Genomic DNA, 15,062 nt, shown 5'->3' with positions numbered 1-15,062 from the left:
CTTGTCCGACGACCCTGCCGCACTCACATGGCAAGCGGAACGTACGCGATGACGGACGACAGTGCGGAGAAGCCCGCCTCAAAGGGCATAAAGCCGGACTGCGCTTCCGTCAGCCGACCGACGCGGTGGTGCGGTGGCCGAGCGCCCGTAGGGTGTCCGGGTGATCGGCCGGGACCACGCCCGAGTACACCGCCGTCCAGCACGATGGACAGCAGTACTGGCGGAACACCACCGGTGCGTCCACGTAGTCGGCGGCGGTCGCGATGATCTGCGGTCCGGCATCCGTGGCCGGTCCTTCGTGGACCGCGACCGCGGGTTCGCCGTCGGCGGTCCGCAGCCGCTCGCCGCAGTGGCCGCACGCCAGGCCTCCGTCCGCGGGCTCGACCAGGTTGTCGTCGAGGCGCCGGGCGCCGGTCAGGTCCGTTTTGCCAAGCGGGACCGTCGGCAGGCCGGAGCGGATACGGCGGTCCTCGCGCCGCCTCACGCGTTCGGCCGATGTCGCGGCCGGGTCGACGACGCCCTCACTCAGCACGACGCCGTACACCTCGGCGGCCGCTGCCTCGGTGATCTTGTATTCACGGAGGTCGCGGGCGACCGCGTCCGGGGCGCGAGTGAGCGGGTCGCCGTAGCCGCCACCACCCTGCCACGTCATCGCGAACACCTCGCCCTGCGCCAGGTAGCTCGACGCGTAGTTCTGGCAAGGCTCCAAGGTGTCGCTCACCTCGTCCAATGTGGACGGCATCCGGCCCTCGGCGAAGAGCGACGCCACGCGGCTCCGCCGCGCCACGACGTCCAGTCCGCTGTTGCCCGGGTGCCCGCCGGCGAGTCCGGTGTTCTGCGCGACGGCCTTACCTGCCGACGCCAGGACCAGGCCCATCGGGATGCTCGTGCCGTGCGGGGTCATCGCGATCGACGCGCCCAGCCCGCCGCGGTGGCGTCCGGGGCCGCCGGAGTCGGGGACTTCGCGCCGCCACAACGTCAGCACCGGGTAGAGGAACTCTGTCATCTCGACGTCGGGGACGCGACCCATCGGGATGCAGAACAGCCCGCCGGTGTCGATGCCGTCGGCGTCCGGGCGCGCGCCGTAGCCGCCCGCCATCGGCTCCATGATGATGCTGAGGAACGGCGCCGGCACCTCGCCACGCTCGTCGAGCCCGGCGATCACGGCCGTGTCCCAAGTGCCGCAACAGGTCGCCTGGACGTTCTTGCCCAGTTCCAGGTCGCGGTCGAGCATCCGGGACAGGCATTCGGCGACGAGGCTGCCGGTCAGCCACGCCGGGCCGATCGGGCCCCGGCCGACGGCGGCGGGGAACGTCGCGTTGTTGATCGTGCCTTCCTCGGTGACGAGGTCGAAGCAGCGCATCAGGCCGCCGGCCGACCACGGGATATCCCCGGCGAGGATCGGCAGCACAGCCAGCATCACGCCGCCGCGCATGCCCGCGTAGGTGCAGTTGATGACGCCCGCCTGCGGGTCGGTGCCGGTGAAGTCGAACGTCAGATGATCGCCGGTCTTGGTGGTGGTGACCGTGATCTTGTGCAGGTTCCGGTCGCCCTCGTGGGACTGGTCCTGGTAGCCGGTCGCCGACCAGCTGCCGTCCGGCAGCGCGGAAAGCTTGTCCCGCAACCGGTTTTCGGCGTCGGACATCATGCGCTTCATGACGGCCTTGACGGTGTCCGCGCCGTACTGCTCGATCAGCGCGTGCAGGCGTTCGGCGCCGACGTTGTTCGCGCCGATCTTCGCGCGCAGGTCGAGCCCGACGAGCATCGGGACGCGCGAGCGGCGCACCCAGAGGTCGGCGACGTCGCGCTGCAGCTGCCCGCCGCGGACCACCTTCACCGGCGGTGTCGGCAGCGATTCGGAGAAGACGTCTTCGGCCGCGGGAGAGAACGAGCCGAGGCCGACGCCGCCGAGGTCGGGCTGGTGGGCGATGGCGCTGGTCCAGGCGAACAGTTTCCCGTCGTGGAACACCGGCTGGTAGACGATGACGTCGTTCTGGTGCAGCCCGCCGCCGACCCAGGGGTCGTTGCACAGGAACATGTCCCCGGCTTCGATGCCCGGGTTGACGGCGCGGTTGTTCAGCGTCCAGTAGATGGCGAGGTCGACTGCGCCGACGAGCATCGTGTTGTAGAGGCCAACCTGGACCTCCTGGCCGAGTTCGTCGGATATGGCGAAGTCGAAGTCGTTGGCGTCGGTGACGATGGGCGAGCCGGACATGCGCTTGAGCGCCTCGCCCATCTCGTCGGTGACCGACCACAGCCGGTGCCGGACGACCTCGTAGGTCAGCGGGTCGAGGGTGTCGATCTGGTCCCGGGTGACACTGTGGACGTCCAAAGAGGACGGCAGCGAGCGCCGCAGCTCGTCGACGTCGACGGGACGGCTGGAGAACTGCTCCGAGCCCGGAATGGGCATGCTCATGAGGCGCTCCCGGCGGTGACGAGGGTGGCTTCTTCGTTGGCGGACGCGCCCGCGCGGATCAGGAGGTTGCCGAGGTGGTCGACGGCGCCGGTGGTGCCTGCGGGCACCACGACGGTCGTCGTCGGCACTTCGACGATCGCCGGGCCGGTCAGCACATGTCCCCTGCGCAGCTCGCGGTAGTCGTAGACGGCGGTGTCGACGTACCCGAGGGACGCGTTCAGGCACACGGGCCGAGTGCCGGTCCGCGCGGCGGACGGGTCGGGTGAGTCCGCGACAGGGACTTCGGGCAGCGCCGGGCTGAACGGCAGGATGCCGACGCCGCGCACCCGGAACGTGATGGCCTGGATTCCGGCCTCGCGGAAGCCGGCCTCCTTGCCGTAAAGCGAGGCATAACGCTCTTCGAAGCCCGCTGCGGCTTCCTCGATCGCCGCCGTGTCCAAGGGTCCCTGGACGACGGCCGTGGTGACTTCGGCGAGCTGCATCGAGTAGCGCATGTCGATTTCGCGGTACAGCTCGACGTTCTCGAACTTCAGGCCCTGGCGGTCGAGTCCTTCGCGGACTTGCTGTTCCAGCTGGGCGAAGTTGCGTTCGGCGCGCTGCGGGTCGAAGGGCACGTTCATCGGGTCGGACAGTTCAGCCGCCAGGATGATGTCCGACGACGCCAGGCCGAACGCGGAGAACGCCGAAGCGACCGACCCGAGCGGGACGACGACCTCCGTGCACCCGACTTCGGCGGCGTACCCGGCGCAGTGGGCCGGTCCGGCGCCGCCGAAGGCGTAGAGCACGAAGCCGCGTGGGTCGTGTCCGGCTTCAACGACGGTCTTGCGCAGCAGGTCGCCCGTCTGCGCGTTCTGCACGGTGTAGATCGCGGCCGCGGCTTCTTCGACGGTGAGGCCCAGCGGCTTCGCGATGCGCGTGTCGATCGCCTCGCGCGCCAGTTCCAGCGACAACGGCTTGCGGCCGCCGAGCAGGCCGCGCTCGGGCAGGATCCCGAGCACCAGGTTGGCGTCGGTGTTGGTCGGCTCGGCGCCGCCGTTGCCGTAGCAGGCGGGCCCGGGGACGGCCTGGGCGCTGTGCGGCCCGATGCGCAGGTTGCCGCCGGCGTCGAGCCACGCGATCGCGCCGCCGCCGGAGCCGATCGCGTCGACCCGCAGCGTCGGCACGTTGATCGGGTGGTGGTTGATGACGGTCGTGGTGTCGCGCACTGGTTCGCCGTCGACCACCAGCCCGGCGAGGAAGGTCGTGCCGCCGACGTCGGTGGAGATGATGTTGCGGTGGCCGAGCTGGTGGCCCAGGGCGACCGAGCCGACGACGCCGCCGGTGAGGACCGAGCCGACCGTGCTGATGGCCGCGGCCGGCGCTTCACGGGCGGCGACCGCGCCGCCGTTGCTCTGCATCACCAGAAGCGGCCCGGTGAGCCGGTTTTCGCGCAGGGTGTCTTCGAGTGTGGTGAGGTAGTCGCGCAGGCCGGGGCCGATCTGCGTGCTCATGATCGTGGTGGCGTTGCGGGCGAACTCGCGGATGCGCGGGCTCACGTCCGACGACAGCGCGACGAAGACGTCCGGGTCTTCTTCGGCGATCAGTTCCCGGATCCGCTGTTCGTGCACCGGGTTGCGGAACGACCACAGCAGCGAGACGGCGATCGCGCGGACGCCGTCGGCGAGCAGTTCGCGGATCGCGGCGCGGGTTTCGTCCTCGTCGAGCCGGACGACGACGGCGCCGTCGCGGTCGACGCGCTCGGTGACTTCCAGGGCGTGCCGCTTCGGCAGCAGCCCGTGGTCCTTCTTCTGCCCCAGCACGTTCTGCAGCTCCTGTGGCGACCGGCCTAGATAGCGGCCCTCGACGTTCATGATGAAGATCGAGTCGCGGTGCCCCTTGGTGGTGAGGAACCCGACCGCCGGCACGTTGCCGGTCACCAGCGCGTTGAGCGACGACGTCGTCCCGTGGGCGATGTGGTGGGTCTCGGCCAGCATCTCCGGCAGCGCCTTGCCGAGCTGCTCGGCCAACTGCTCGAGCACGTCGAGCACGCCCTGCGAGTAGTCGGGCGGAGTAGACGGGGACTTCGCGGCGAGCACGGTCCCGGCGTCGTCGTCGAGAACGGCGTCGGTGAACGTGCCGCCCACGTCCACGCCGATGACATAGGCCATGACTCACGCTCCTCTACGCGATCTACTAACTTTGGCGTAGACTATTCAACACTTGTGACAAAAGTCAACCTCTTGACGACACTCATTCGATGACGTCAAATAGTCGACGTCTACGTCAAACATGGAGGTCGGGATGCAGCCACGCCGGGTCGCGGTGCTGGGCGGAGGGCCCGGCGGGCTCTACGCCGCGCGACTGCTCAAGCTCGCGTTTCCGTCCTGTGAAGTCGCCGTGCACGAGCAGGGCGAGCCGGATACCACCTTCGGGTTCGGCGTCGGCCTGGCCGCCGGCACTCAGCGCAAGCTGGCCGCGGCCGATCCCGACACCCTGCGCGATCTGGTCGCCGCGGGCTGCCGTCACGACATGACCCTGCGGGTCGGCGGCCGGGTCGCGCGGGTCCGCAACGACCGGCTGATCGGCGTCGCCCGCACCGAACTGCTGGCCATCCTGCAGCGGCACGCGGAAAAGGCCGGGGTGAGCCTGCACTTCGGGGCGCGCGAGTCGGCCGCCGACCTTGACGCCGACCTCGTCGTCGCCGCGGACGGGGTCGGCAGTGCGACGCGCGAACAGGGCTCTTTCGGCGCCAGGATCGGCACCGGGCGGGGCCTGTACCTGTGGTGCGGCGCGGACTTCGCACTGGACGACGCCCTGTTCGAACCGGTGCGCACCGAGCACGGCGTGTTCGTCACGCACGCCTACCCGTACGGCACCGGACGCAGCACGTTCCTCATCGAGACCGACGAGGCCACTTGGCGCCGGGCGGGCTTCGACCGTACTCCCGAAGACACGTCGTCGGACGAAGTTTCCTTACGCTACCTGCAAGACGCCTTCGCCGAGACGCTGCGCGGGCACCGGCTGATCGGGAACCGCACGCGCTGGCTGCGGTTCCGGACCGTCCACTGTGAACAGTGGTCGGCCGGGAACACCGTGTTACTGGGCGATGCGGCGCACACCGCGCACTTCTCCATCGGCTCCGGCACGAAGCTCGCGATGGAGGACGCGATCGGCCTGGTCGAAGCACTTCGAGACACCGGCGACCTCCCGAACGCGTTCGCGCGGTACGAAGCGGACCGCCGCCCTGCCGTCGAACGCCTGCAGGAACTGGCCCGCCGCAGCCGGCTGTGGTGGGAGTCGTTCCCGGCGCGCCTGCACCTGCCGGTCGAGCAGCTGATGGTCGCGTATATGACCCGCGCCGGGAATGTACCCCTGGAGCGCTTCGCCGCCACCAGCCCGGACCTCGTCGCCACCGCGCTGACCCAGTACGCCGGGACGCCGCCACCGCCGGACGGGCTCGTCGACTGGGTACTCGCGCGGCGGCCGGTGCCGCCCGCCGGCCTCGTCACACTCGACGAGGTCGTCGACGACCCGTGGGATGACGTCGGCGACGCGGTCGTGGCCAGGGCCCGGGAAGCCCGTGAGCGCGGGGCGCCGGGGTTCAGGTTCACCGGACCGGGTGACCGTGACGCCCTGCTCACCCGGCTGGACCTCGCCGAGCGCGTCCGGCTCGAAGCCGGAGGGCTCATCCTGGTGGAGGGACCCGCCGCGTTGCGGGACGACCTGGCCGCCGGCTTGGTCAGTGCCCGCACGGACCTGATCGAGGAGACCGCATGAGCTGGGGTGACAAGGTCGTCGCCTACCCGGCCGACGTCGTGCGCGCCTACCGGGACGGCGGCCTGTGGGGCACCCGCACGATCGCCGACCAGCTGCACCTGATCGCTCTGGCCCACCCGGACCGCGACGCCGTCGTCGCGCTCGACGGCCGGGTCACCTTCCGCGAACTGGACGAGCGCACCGACCTGCTGGCCGCCGGCCTGGCCGGCCTCGGTCTCGCGCCCGGCGACCCGGTGCTGTTCCAAGCGACCAACCGGCTCGGCACGGTGCTCGCCTGGTACGGCGCACTCAAGGCGGGCTTGGTACCGGTGTGCACGCTCGCCGCGCACCGCGGGCACGAGATCGGCGAGGTCAGCCGCCGGGTCGGCGCCGTCGCGCACCTGATGGAGACGGGCGGGTTCGACCTCGTCGGCTTCGCGGTCGAGCAGGCCGGAGGACACCCGACCCTGCGGCACGTGCTGGTGCTTGGCGACGATCCGCGCGGCACGTCCGTCGAAACCCTCGGCGCGGACCTCGACCCCTGCGCCGCGCGCAAGACCGTCGAAGAGATCCAGGCCGGGATCGGCCCGGACGACGTCGCCGTGTTCCAGCTGTCCGGCGGCACCACCGGGGTGCCGAAGGTGATCCCGCGGCTGCACGCCGAGTACTGGTACAACGCTTTGGCCTACGCGCGATCCTGGGGCTGGTCGCCGGAAACCCGGGTCGCGCACCTGATCCCGATCGTGCACAACGCGGGGATCGTCTGCGCGCTGCACGGCCCGCACAGCGTCGGCGCCTGCCTGATCCTCGGCACCGCCGACCTGGACGCGGCCCTGCCCCTGCTCGCGCGCGAAGCTCCCACGCACGTCCTGCTGGGACACGGGCACTTCCGGGCCGTCAGCCATCCCGGGTTCGCCGCCGCGGCCGCCGCGCTGACGCAGATCGTGCTGTCGGGCGCCAAGGTTCCGCCCGCGTTGTTCGACGATCTCGAGCGGCGCGGCCTGTGGCCGGCCCAGCTGTTCGGCATGGGGGAAGGCCTGTTCCTCACCACCCGCCCCGGCGCGCCGCGGCTCGCGCGGGCCACCACGGTCGGCACGCCACTATCCGATTGGGACGAAGTCCGCGTCCTGGAACCCGGGACCGAATACGAGGTTCCGGACGGCGAAGCCGGCGAGCTGTGCTGCCGCGGCCCGTACACGCTGCGTGGCTATTTCGACGCCGCGGACCACAACGCGCACGCGTTCACCACCGACCGGTTCTACCGCACCGGCGACCTCGCCTCGGTGCAGGTGATCGACGGCAAGCGGTACGTCGCGATCGAAGGCCGGCTCAAGGACGTCATCAACCGCGGCGGCGAGAAGATCAACGCCGAAGAGGTCGAACTGCTCCTGCTGCGCCACCCGCGCGTCACCGGGGCCGCGGTCGTGGCCATGCCCGATCCGCGGCTCGGTGAACGCTCGTGCGCGTTCGTCACCGGCGGCCCGCTCGACCTGCCCGAAGTCCAGCGCCACTTCGCCGAGCACGGCGTCGCGAAGTTCAAGTGGCCCGAACGCGTCGAAGTCGTCCCCGAGATCCCGCGCACGCTCGTCGGGAAGCTCGACAAGAAGCGCCTGCGGACGGAAATCACCGCCAAGCTCGCCGCCGAACAAGGAGGTACCCCGTGACCCCGCACCGGATCGGGCTCGTCGTCCCCAGCTCGAACGTCACCGTCGAGACGGAGATCCCGGCGCTGCTCGCACGGCACACCGAAGCGTTTTCCTTCCACAGCAGCAGGATGCGCATGCACAAGGTGTCCCCCGAAGAGCTGCGCGCGATGAACGCCCAACGCGAACGCTGCGTCGACGAGCTGGCCGACGCGGGCGTCGACGCGCTGCTCTACGCGTGTCTCGTCGCGGTCATGGCGCAGGGCCCGGGCGAGCACGAGCGCACCGAGAAGGCCGTCATCGGGCAGCTAGCGGCGCGGAACGCGCACCCGGCGGTGCTGTCCAGCGCCGGCGCGCTCGTCGAAGGGCTGCACGCGCTCGGCGCTCGGCGCATCGCGCTGGTCACACCGTACCTGCGGCCGCTGGCCGAGGAGGTCGTCGGCTACCTGCGCGCGGAAGGCTTTGACGTCGTCGACTGGGTCGCCCTGGAAGTCGGGGACAACGCCGAGGTGGGCTGTATCCCCGGCGACCGCGTGCTCGCCGCCGCACGGGGGCTGAACCTGGAAAACGCGGACGCCTTGGTCATTTCCGCGTGTGTGCAGATGCCGTCGCTGGACCTGGTCGAGCCCGCGGAGACGGAGTTCGGGCTACCGGTGCTGTCGGCGGCGACGGCGGGGGCGTACGCGCTGCTGCGGCAGCTGAACCTGGCGCCGTGCCTGCCGGGAGCCGGGCGGCTGCTCGCGGGACCTCTACCATCACCAGGATGAGCGGCAGCACACCGCGGAGCGGGCCCCGCGAGAAGACCACCACAGCGCGGCGGGAGCTGGTGGAGAACGAGCTCTACGAGCACGCCACGCGGCTGTTCGCCGAGCGCGGGTTCGCCGGCACCAGCCTGCAGGACATCGCCGACGCCATGGGCATCACCCGGCCCGCGCTCTACTACTACGTCAAGAGCAAGGAAGAAGTCCTCGCGAGGCTCGTCACCGAGGTCACCAACGGGCCTTTGGAAGAGCTCAGTGAACTGGTCGCGCGCGATCTCGACCCGGTGGCGAAGCTGCGCGGGATCGTGGAGATCATCGTCGGCAGGCGGGCCCGGCAGCCGGAGCGGTTCCGGCTGCTCATCCGCTCGGAGGCCGAGCTGCCCGCCGAGCTGACCGAGGCCTACGACGAAGGCCGACGCGCCGTGCTCAAGACCATCGCCGGCGTCATCGACGACGGCGTCCGTGCGGGGCGGTTCCGACCGGTCGACGGCCGGGTCGCCGCGCTCGGCGTGCTCGGCATGTGCAACTGGGTCGCGTGGTGGTTCCACCCCGGCGGCCGCGACACGGCGGACTCGGTCGTGGAGCAGCTCGCCGACATGGCCCTCGGCGCCCTGCAACGCCCTGACCAGCATGTTCTCGACGGCGAAAGCCCGGCCGCTGCCCTGAAGATGCTGCGTCAGGACCTCGACCACCTCGAGCGAATCCTCGACATCTGAGACGTTCAGCACGCGCGTCAGAATATTGACGCAAGCGTTGACTCCCGCGTACCGTGAACCTCACGAGCCAACGCGGGAGGTATGTCATGACCGAACTGGACCACCGGGTGCGGGGTGTCGACCACGTCGCGTTCCCGACCTTCGACCCCGCCGCCACGGTGCGCTTCTACCGGGACGTCCTCGGGTTCCCGGTCGTGCACTCGATCTGCGCGGCGGGCTGGGGCCCGGAGAACCACCCCGACTTCATCCATTTCTTCTTCGACATCGGCAACGACGACCGGATCGCCTTCTTCTACTACTTCGGCACCACACCGGAGGTCGGCGGCGCGGACGGCGCGAAGGGCGACGTCTACGCACGCTTCGGCGCCGAAGTGCCCGAGTACTTCGTACGGTCCCGGCACCTGGCGATCCATGTCGAGAACGAGGAAGACCTGCTGGAGTACCGCCGCCGGCTCGACGCGAGCGACTGGCCGGTCGAGATGCAGATCCAGCACGAGACCATCGAGTCGATCTACACCCACGACCCGAACGGCTACATGTTCGAGATCACCCGCGCGATGCGCCCGGTGACCCCGCAGGAGGACCTGGACGCGAACCTCACCATCGAAGCGCTGCTCGACGTCGTCGGTGAGCCGGAGCCCACGTTCGGGAAGCTGTTCGCGCGCAAGGCGGAGCTGATCGTGCAGCATGCGGCGGGCTGGGAGCCCGCGCGATGACGACGTGGTACGTCCTCGACGTCCCGGAGAACACCGCCGTGGCGGTGATCGCCGCCGAGGCCCCTTCGGTGACCGTGGGGCGGGTCGGGCCGTACTTCGAGATCAGCGCGACCGGCCCGATCGTGGTCGACCGCCGCGCCACCGGGTGCCGTCACGCAGTCTGGTACTCGTGCGTCGCCGGCGTCGCCCGCGACAGCCGGATCACCCAGCACGACAAGAATGCCCTACGCGTGGAGCCGGTGTGAGCGAACGCCTGGGAGCCGGCCGCTACCTCGCCGCCGTCGATCGGCCCGCCTCGACGGTGACGTCGGTACACGAGCTGACCACCGCGGACGGCGCGACCGTGCGCGGCGTCCTGTCCACCGTGCCGGACGCGCGGACGGTGGTGTCCCTGATGCACCCGCGCCAGGACCTCACACACCACCCGCTGGTTCCCTTGCTGCTGCGGGCGGGGGTCGCGGTGTGGACCCAGCACACGCGCTCGGTCAACAACGACCTGAACCTGGTCCACGAGCAAGCACTGCACGACGTCGCCGCCGGCCAGCTCTTCCTGCGGGACCGGGGATTCGCGTCGATCATCCTCTTGGGACACTCCGGCGGCGGGACGCTGTTCGCCTTCTACCTCGAGCAGGCGGCGCTCCCACCCGGCGACCGGATCGCCGAGACACCCGGCGGCCGGCCCACGAAACTAGCCGACGCGCAGATGCCCCTCGCCGACGGCGTCGTGTTCCTCGCCCCGCACCCGGGCCAGGGCAAGCTCCTGCTGAACTGCATCGACCCGTCGGTCGCCGACGAATCGAACCCGCTCTCCGCGGTACCGGAGCTCGACCTCTACGATCCGGCCAACGGTTTCGCCGAACCACCGCGAAGTTCTTCCTACAGCGATGACTTCCTCGCCAGGTACCGGGCGGCCCAACGGGATCGCGTCGCGCGGATCGACGCGGTCGCGCGGGAACACCTGGCCCGCGCGGCCGAAGCCCGGGCGGCGTTCAAGGCGACTGGCCGGGCCGCGGACCGGCGCCGGTCACTGGCCACGAAGATCATCACAGCGTTCCGCACCGACGCCGACCCCCGCACGGTCGACCTGTCGCTGGACCCGAGCGAGCGGCCGTACGGGTCGTTGTTCGGCAAACGCCCCGACCTGATCAATTACGGCCAGGTCGGCTTCGGTCGGCTGACCACCCCGGAGGCGTGGCTGTCGACGTGGTCAGGACTGAGCTCGAACGCCGACTTCGTGCGGTGCGCACCCGGCGTGACCGCGCCGACCTTGTTCGTGGAGCTGACCGGCGACCAGGCCGCCTTCCCCGCCGACTCGCGGCGCATGATCGACGCCCTCGGCGCGGCCGACCTCACGACCACGAGGGTGCGGGGCCTGCACTTCGGCGGTGCGATCGCCGAGGGGGAACCGACCGGCAACGAACTCGCGGCGGCGGACATCGCGGAGTGGCTGGTTGAACGTTTCGATCTGACACCCGTCGACTGACTCGCTCGCGGGGGCAGCACATCGGCCCGGTGATCAGCGAGATCCTGGACCGGTACCAAAAGTATTCCCCATGGCAGCTCCATGCGACGCTCGATGAAATATTCGTTGGCCGGTCAATTCGCTAATGGCCAATGCTTCGGCACACGGCCCTTACGTCGCGTGCCCGGCGTACGTACCAACACAGGTCGGACCGCAATCAGGGCGATCTGGTCTCGAGTGGTCTGCGGCAGGCACGCCGCGACTGTGGGCCGTTGGCGTCCGGGCGCAGCCGGCACTCGCCTCTCCAGTCCACCACGCTGACGCGTGCGCCGGGCACCTGGCTCGGACAACCAGCCTGAGCACCACATTAACGTTCGTTTCAGATTCGCTAGGTACGAAGTCGGTGTCAGACAAGCGAGGTAACCCGTCGGCAGGAGGCTGTTCATGGCCGTGGATGCAGCGCCGTCAGGGAAAGCGCCGCCCGGGCGATCAAGACTTGGGGGCGTCCACCATGGCTCTGGCGACGGCGTACCCGGTCGCCGCCCGTGGGTCGCGCCCCCACAACGATGCGGGGCCCGCCGCGGTCGGCCCGCGCAGCACGCACGCGGGCGACGAAGGCTCGAGCCAAGCATCTCGCAGACGGATACCACACCACACGAACACCAGGAGAGACTGATATGAAGCCCTTGGGACGCCGCAGCTTCCTGACCGCCGCCACGGCACTCGGCATCGGCGCCGGCATCTCCACGCATGCCGTTGCCTCGGCGGCGAGCGACGACAAAACTCCGGACCAGAACGTGGACAAGACCGCGGAAATTTACCGGCGAGACCGGGACCTGCCCTTCGTCGGCGCCGAGGAGACATTTTCGACTCCCGCGTTGTTGAAGCTGAACTCCATCAACAAGGATCACATAGCATTTCTTGAGGAAATCGGCCTTTCGGATCTAGGCCGACGTCGCATCGGCGATATGGACGCGGGAGGACTCAACGTTCAGATCCTCTCTGCGCATACACCGTCCGTACAAAACGTCCCCGGGCGAAAGGGCATCGAATTTGCCTATCGCCTTAACCGGCAACTTGCAGAAGGGCCAATCGTCAATTATCCGGGTCGCTTCAAGGCTTTCGCCACCCTGCCCCTGCAGAGCCCCAAGGCGGCAGCGGACGAACTGGAACGCTCGGTGCGAAAAGACGGCTTCGTGGGCGCACTGACCAACGGACACATCACGAAGAAGTATCTCGATCATCCCGAGTTCGAGCCCGTGCTGGAACGTGCCGTTGCGCTCGATGTGCCGATCTACCTGCATCCCGGCTATCCAGCTGACGACGTCTTCAAGATCTACTACAGCACCACACGGTCCGAATACACGGAAGAGTTCCAAGACTACATCTTCAGCGGGTCCGGATACGGCTGGCACCAAGAGGTGCTGATCCAATGCGTTCGCATGATCACATACGGGGTCTTCGACAGATTCCCCAAACTGAAAATCATCATCGGCCACATGGGCGAAGGTCTCCCCTTCTACTACAAGCGGATCATCGAAGACATGGGCGAGCCGACAAAGAACTCGCTCAAGAAGCCTATCGAGCAATACTTCCAGGACAACTTCTGGATCACAACCAGCGCATTCCCCCAGACCGAACTGCTCGATCTACTGCTGAAGTTCGTAAGCGTGGATCGAGTGATGTTCGCAACCGACTACCCGTTCGCGGACATAAAGGCGCAGACCGACTGGTTCCGCGGACTCGATTTGCCACGCGAAGACAAGGAAAAGATTGCTTTCCGAAATGCGGAGAAACTATTCAAAATGAAAGTGCCCGTGAAGTGACGCGCGGCGCCGGCGCCAATGCCGATACTCCTGAGATCCCCAGCGCGCCGGCCCGCCGATCATCGACAGTGCGGTCCGAGAGGCTGCCGCAAGCCCTGGGCGACAAGCCATGCGTCGGGGTCGGAGCCGAGGCGTGAGATGTCAGGTCGCCTAGGCGGCTGTCCCGGCCCGTCATGCCGATGTGATGACGGGCCGCAGTGATCGATGTCGCCGACATCCCGACTCCGGCACCCATGCCATGCACGCACCACGAGGCCACGCCGTCCTTCCCGGGTGCCGCCGAGGCACCTGCGGGCGGCAGCGGCTATGCGTCCATGTCAACGGTCAGATGGATCTCCCCGCAGGCGACGTAGTGAGAGGTGGCACGTCGGTCGCCGAGTTCGAGGAGAACGGGATCTTCGGCTTGCTGGCCGAAGGTCTGAAACGGTTGATCATCATCGGCGCGTCGGCCCGTTCGTCGTGTGCGCCGATGTGCCCGGAGGGAGCAGTCACTTGGAAGACGTCGTTGTCACTGGGCGGGCGCCCTGCGGGGAGGACGACGTGGGCGCACACTATGTGGTCCAGTGCTGAGCGGCCGCCGAACACCTTGCGCGCCGCCACGAGCTGCCCGATCCGGGTCAGCCGGTTCCGTGCGGCCCACCGCCGGCCGAGGCGACGACCTGGTCCACTTCCTCGGTCCGACTCAGCTGCCCGGCGATCCCCTTCGCCTTGGCCTGGCGGATATGTCCCGGACGTCTTCTGCCCACCGAGGTGCCTGCCTATCCAGCCTTCGCCGTTCTGCTCCCACCGGATCTGCGGACAACCTTCGCCAAGCGCAATCTGCCCGACCCACACCACCAGCTTGCCCCCGGCAACCTCGATAAGCACCTGGTAACGCGGATAGGACACCCGAACGCTGTATTCCTCATCCAACGCCCGGCCAGCTTCGCCAGCTCCTCCTGGCGATCCTGACCGCAGACGAACAACCGCACCGCGTCAATCTCGTTCCACTCCTTAACCGGACCGCCTTCTTCACCACCTCCAAGTCAGGCACACTGTGATCGGTCGCCACGACGGCGAACACACCCGGCTAATGCTCCAGCCACCGCGCGCCCCCAGCCACATCAGAATCCTCATCGCCCAGCACAACACCGACCCGGGACCCCCACACACCTTCACCGCGCTCCACCGACGCACCAGCCGCAACAGCGTCATCACCGCCCATCAGGTCATCGAGGGCGGCCATCAAAGGCTCGTAACTCACCACGGGCTCCACATCAGACTCAAGCCCCAGCCCTGTGCTCGTTTCCCCGGCCGGAACTCCGGTCCCGGAGTCCACAGTGGACGAGATATGAGTGTTCGGGCCCAACTGGCCGGCCATCAGATCACCAGCACTCACGTCATAGTCCGATACACCCTCCTCCCCCTGCGGAACAGCCGGCTGCTTGACCTGCTCACCGCCGGGCTGAACGCCGGCCGATCCGGAGGCCGGATTCCCACTCGCCGTGAGAGCAGCAGGCAGAAGAGCCCGCAAATTCGTCGCCCTCCGCACCTCGACTGAATTCGGCGCGTGCAGAATGGACGCGCCGACGGACGGTTCCTCGATAATCATTTCGACGAGGTCCAGGTCTACACTCCTGACAAGTACATCGGAAGTTTCAACCTTCACCTCATCAAGGCAAATGGTCATATCGAGTATGTCACCCGCGACCCGCTCCCACGCGGCCAAAACCGACTCACAGCAGCCGTGAGCGAATCCTTCAAACGACTCTCACGCTTCCGCAACAACTCCGGCGAACCTTTGCAGG

12 protein-coding genes are annotated in these 15,062 nt (G+C 68.5%); 8 read left to right on the top strand and 4 right to left on the bottom strand.

The features are described from left to right. Positions 1-109: 109 nt before the first annotated feature. Together SD37_RS10765 and SD37_RS10760 are read right to left on the bottom strand one after the other, a co-directional pair. Entirely contained in the window at positions 110-2,416 is a 2,307-nt protein-coding gene (locus tag SD37_RS10765) for a hydantoinase B/oxoprolinase family protein (protein ID WP_044851932.1), read from the bottom strand. Beyond that, entirely contained in the window at positions 2,413-4,563 is a 2,151-nt protein-coding gene (locus tag SD37_RS10760) for a hydantoinase/oxoprolinase family protein (RefSeq protein ID WP_044851931.1), read from the bottom strand. The genes SD37_RS10765 and SD37_RS10760 overlap by 4 nt, the downstream gene beginning before the upstream one ends. Positions 4,564-4,696: 133 nt before the next feature. Between SD37_RS10760 and SD37_RS10755 the strand changes: the two genes are divergently transcribed. The 8 genes from SD37_RS10755 (at position 4,697) to SD37_RS10720 (ending at position 13,275) form a co-directional block, all read left to right on the top strand. Next, on the top strand, positions 4,697-6,172 hold the full coding sequence (locus tag SD37_RS10755) for an FAD-dependent monooxygenase (protein WP_052674984.1): 1,476 nt from the start codon (positions 4,697-4,699) through the stop codon (positions 6,170-6,172). Continuing rightward, positions 6,169-7,815, top strand: coding sequence for an AMP-binding protein (locus SD37_RS10750; protein ID WP_044851929.1), 1,647 nt, complete (start codon positions 6,169-6,171; stop codon positions 7,813-7,815). The genes SD37_RS10755 and SD37_RS10750 overlap by 4 nt, the downstream gene beginning before the upstream one ends. Continuing rightward, the gene (locus SD37_RS10745) at positions 7,812-8,561 is read left to right on the top strand and encodes a maleate cis-trans isomerase family protein (RefSeq protein ID WP_044851928.1); all 750 of its coding nucleotides are present in this window, start codon (positions 7,812-7,814) and stop codon (positions 8,559-8,561) included. The genes SD37_RS10750 and SD37_RS10745 overlap by 4 nt, the downstream gene beginning before the upstream one ends. Further along, complete coding sequence (locus SD37_RS10740; protein ID WP_044851927.1) at positions 8,558-9,271, top strand: TetR/AcrR family transcriptional regulator; 714 nt, start codon at positions 8,558-8,560, stop codon at positions 9,269-9,271. The genes SD37_RS10745 and SD37_RS10740 overlap by 4 nt, the downstream gene beginning before the upstream one ends. An 86-nt stretch (positions 9,272-9,357) precedes the next feature. Next, positions 9,358-9,987 (top strand): VOC family protein, encoded by a 630-nt coding sequence (locus SD37_RS10735; protein ID WP_044851926.1) that lies wholly within the window; start codon positions 9,358-9,360, stop codon positions 9,985-9,987. Beyond that, positions 9,984-10,232 carry a hypothetical protein gene (locus SD37_RS10730; RefSeq protein ID WP_044851925.1) on the top strand — a complete coding sequence of 83 codons (249 nt, stop codon included), beginning with the start codon at positions 9,984-9,986 and terminating at the stop codon, positions 10,230-10,232. Before SD37_RS10735 ends, SD37_RS10730 begins: the two co-directional genes overlap by 4 nt. Beyond that, positions 10,229-11,470 carry an alpha/beta hydrolase gene (locus SD37_RS10725; RefSeq protein ID WP_044851924.1) on the top strand — a complete coding sequence of 414 codons (1,242 nt, stop codon included), beginning with the start codon at positions 10,229-10,231 and terminating at the stop codon, positions 11,468-11,470. Before SD37_RS10730 ends, SD37_RS10725 begins: the two co-directional genes overlap by 4 nt. 656 nt (positions 11,471-12,126) lie before the next feature. Next, on the top strand, positions 12,127-13,275 hold the full coding sequence (locus tag SD37_RS10720; RefSeq protein WP_052674979.1) for an amidohydrolase family protein: 1,149 nt from the start codon (positions 12,127-12,129) through the stop codon (positions 13,273-13,275). Between the two features lie 617 nt (positions 13,276-13,892). Here SD37_RS10720 and SD37_RS44090 read toward each other — a convergent pair. Together SD37_RS44090 and SD37_RS10715 are read right to left on the bottom strand one after the other, a co-directional pair. Then, a complete protein-coding gene (locus SD37_RS44090) occupies positions 13,893-14,021 on the bottom strand; it encodes a hypothetical protein (protein WP_256376576.1) in 129 nt (42 codons plus the stop codon). A gap of 323 nt (positions 14,022-14,344) precedes the next feature. Continuing rightward, positions 14,345-14,944, bottom strand: coding sequence for a hypothetical protein (locus SD37_RS10715; protein ID WP_145926594.1), 600 nt, complete (start codon positions 14,942-14,944; stop codon positions 14,345-14,347). Positions 14,945-15,062 lie beyond the last annotated feature (118 nt).

The organism is Amycolatopsis orientalis (genome assembly GCF_000943515.2).
Taxonomy (GTDB): Bacteria; Actinomycetota; Actinomycetes; order Mycobacteriales; family Pseudonocardiaceae; genus Amycolatopsis; species Amycolatopsis orientalis.
This window is presented reverse-complemented; position numbering and strand designations above follow the sequence as displayed.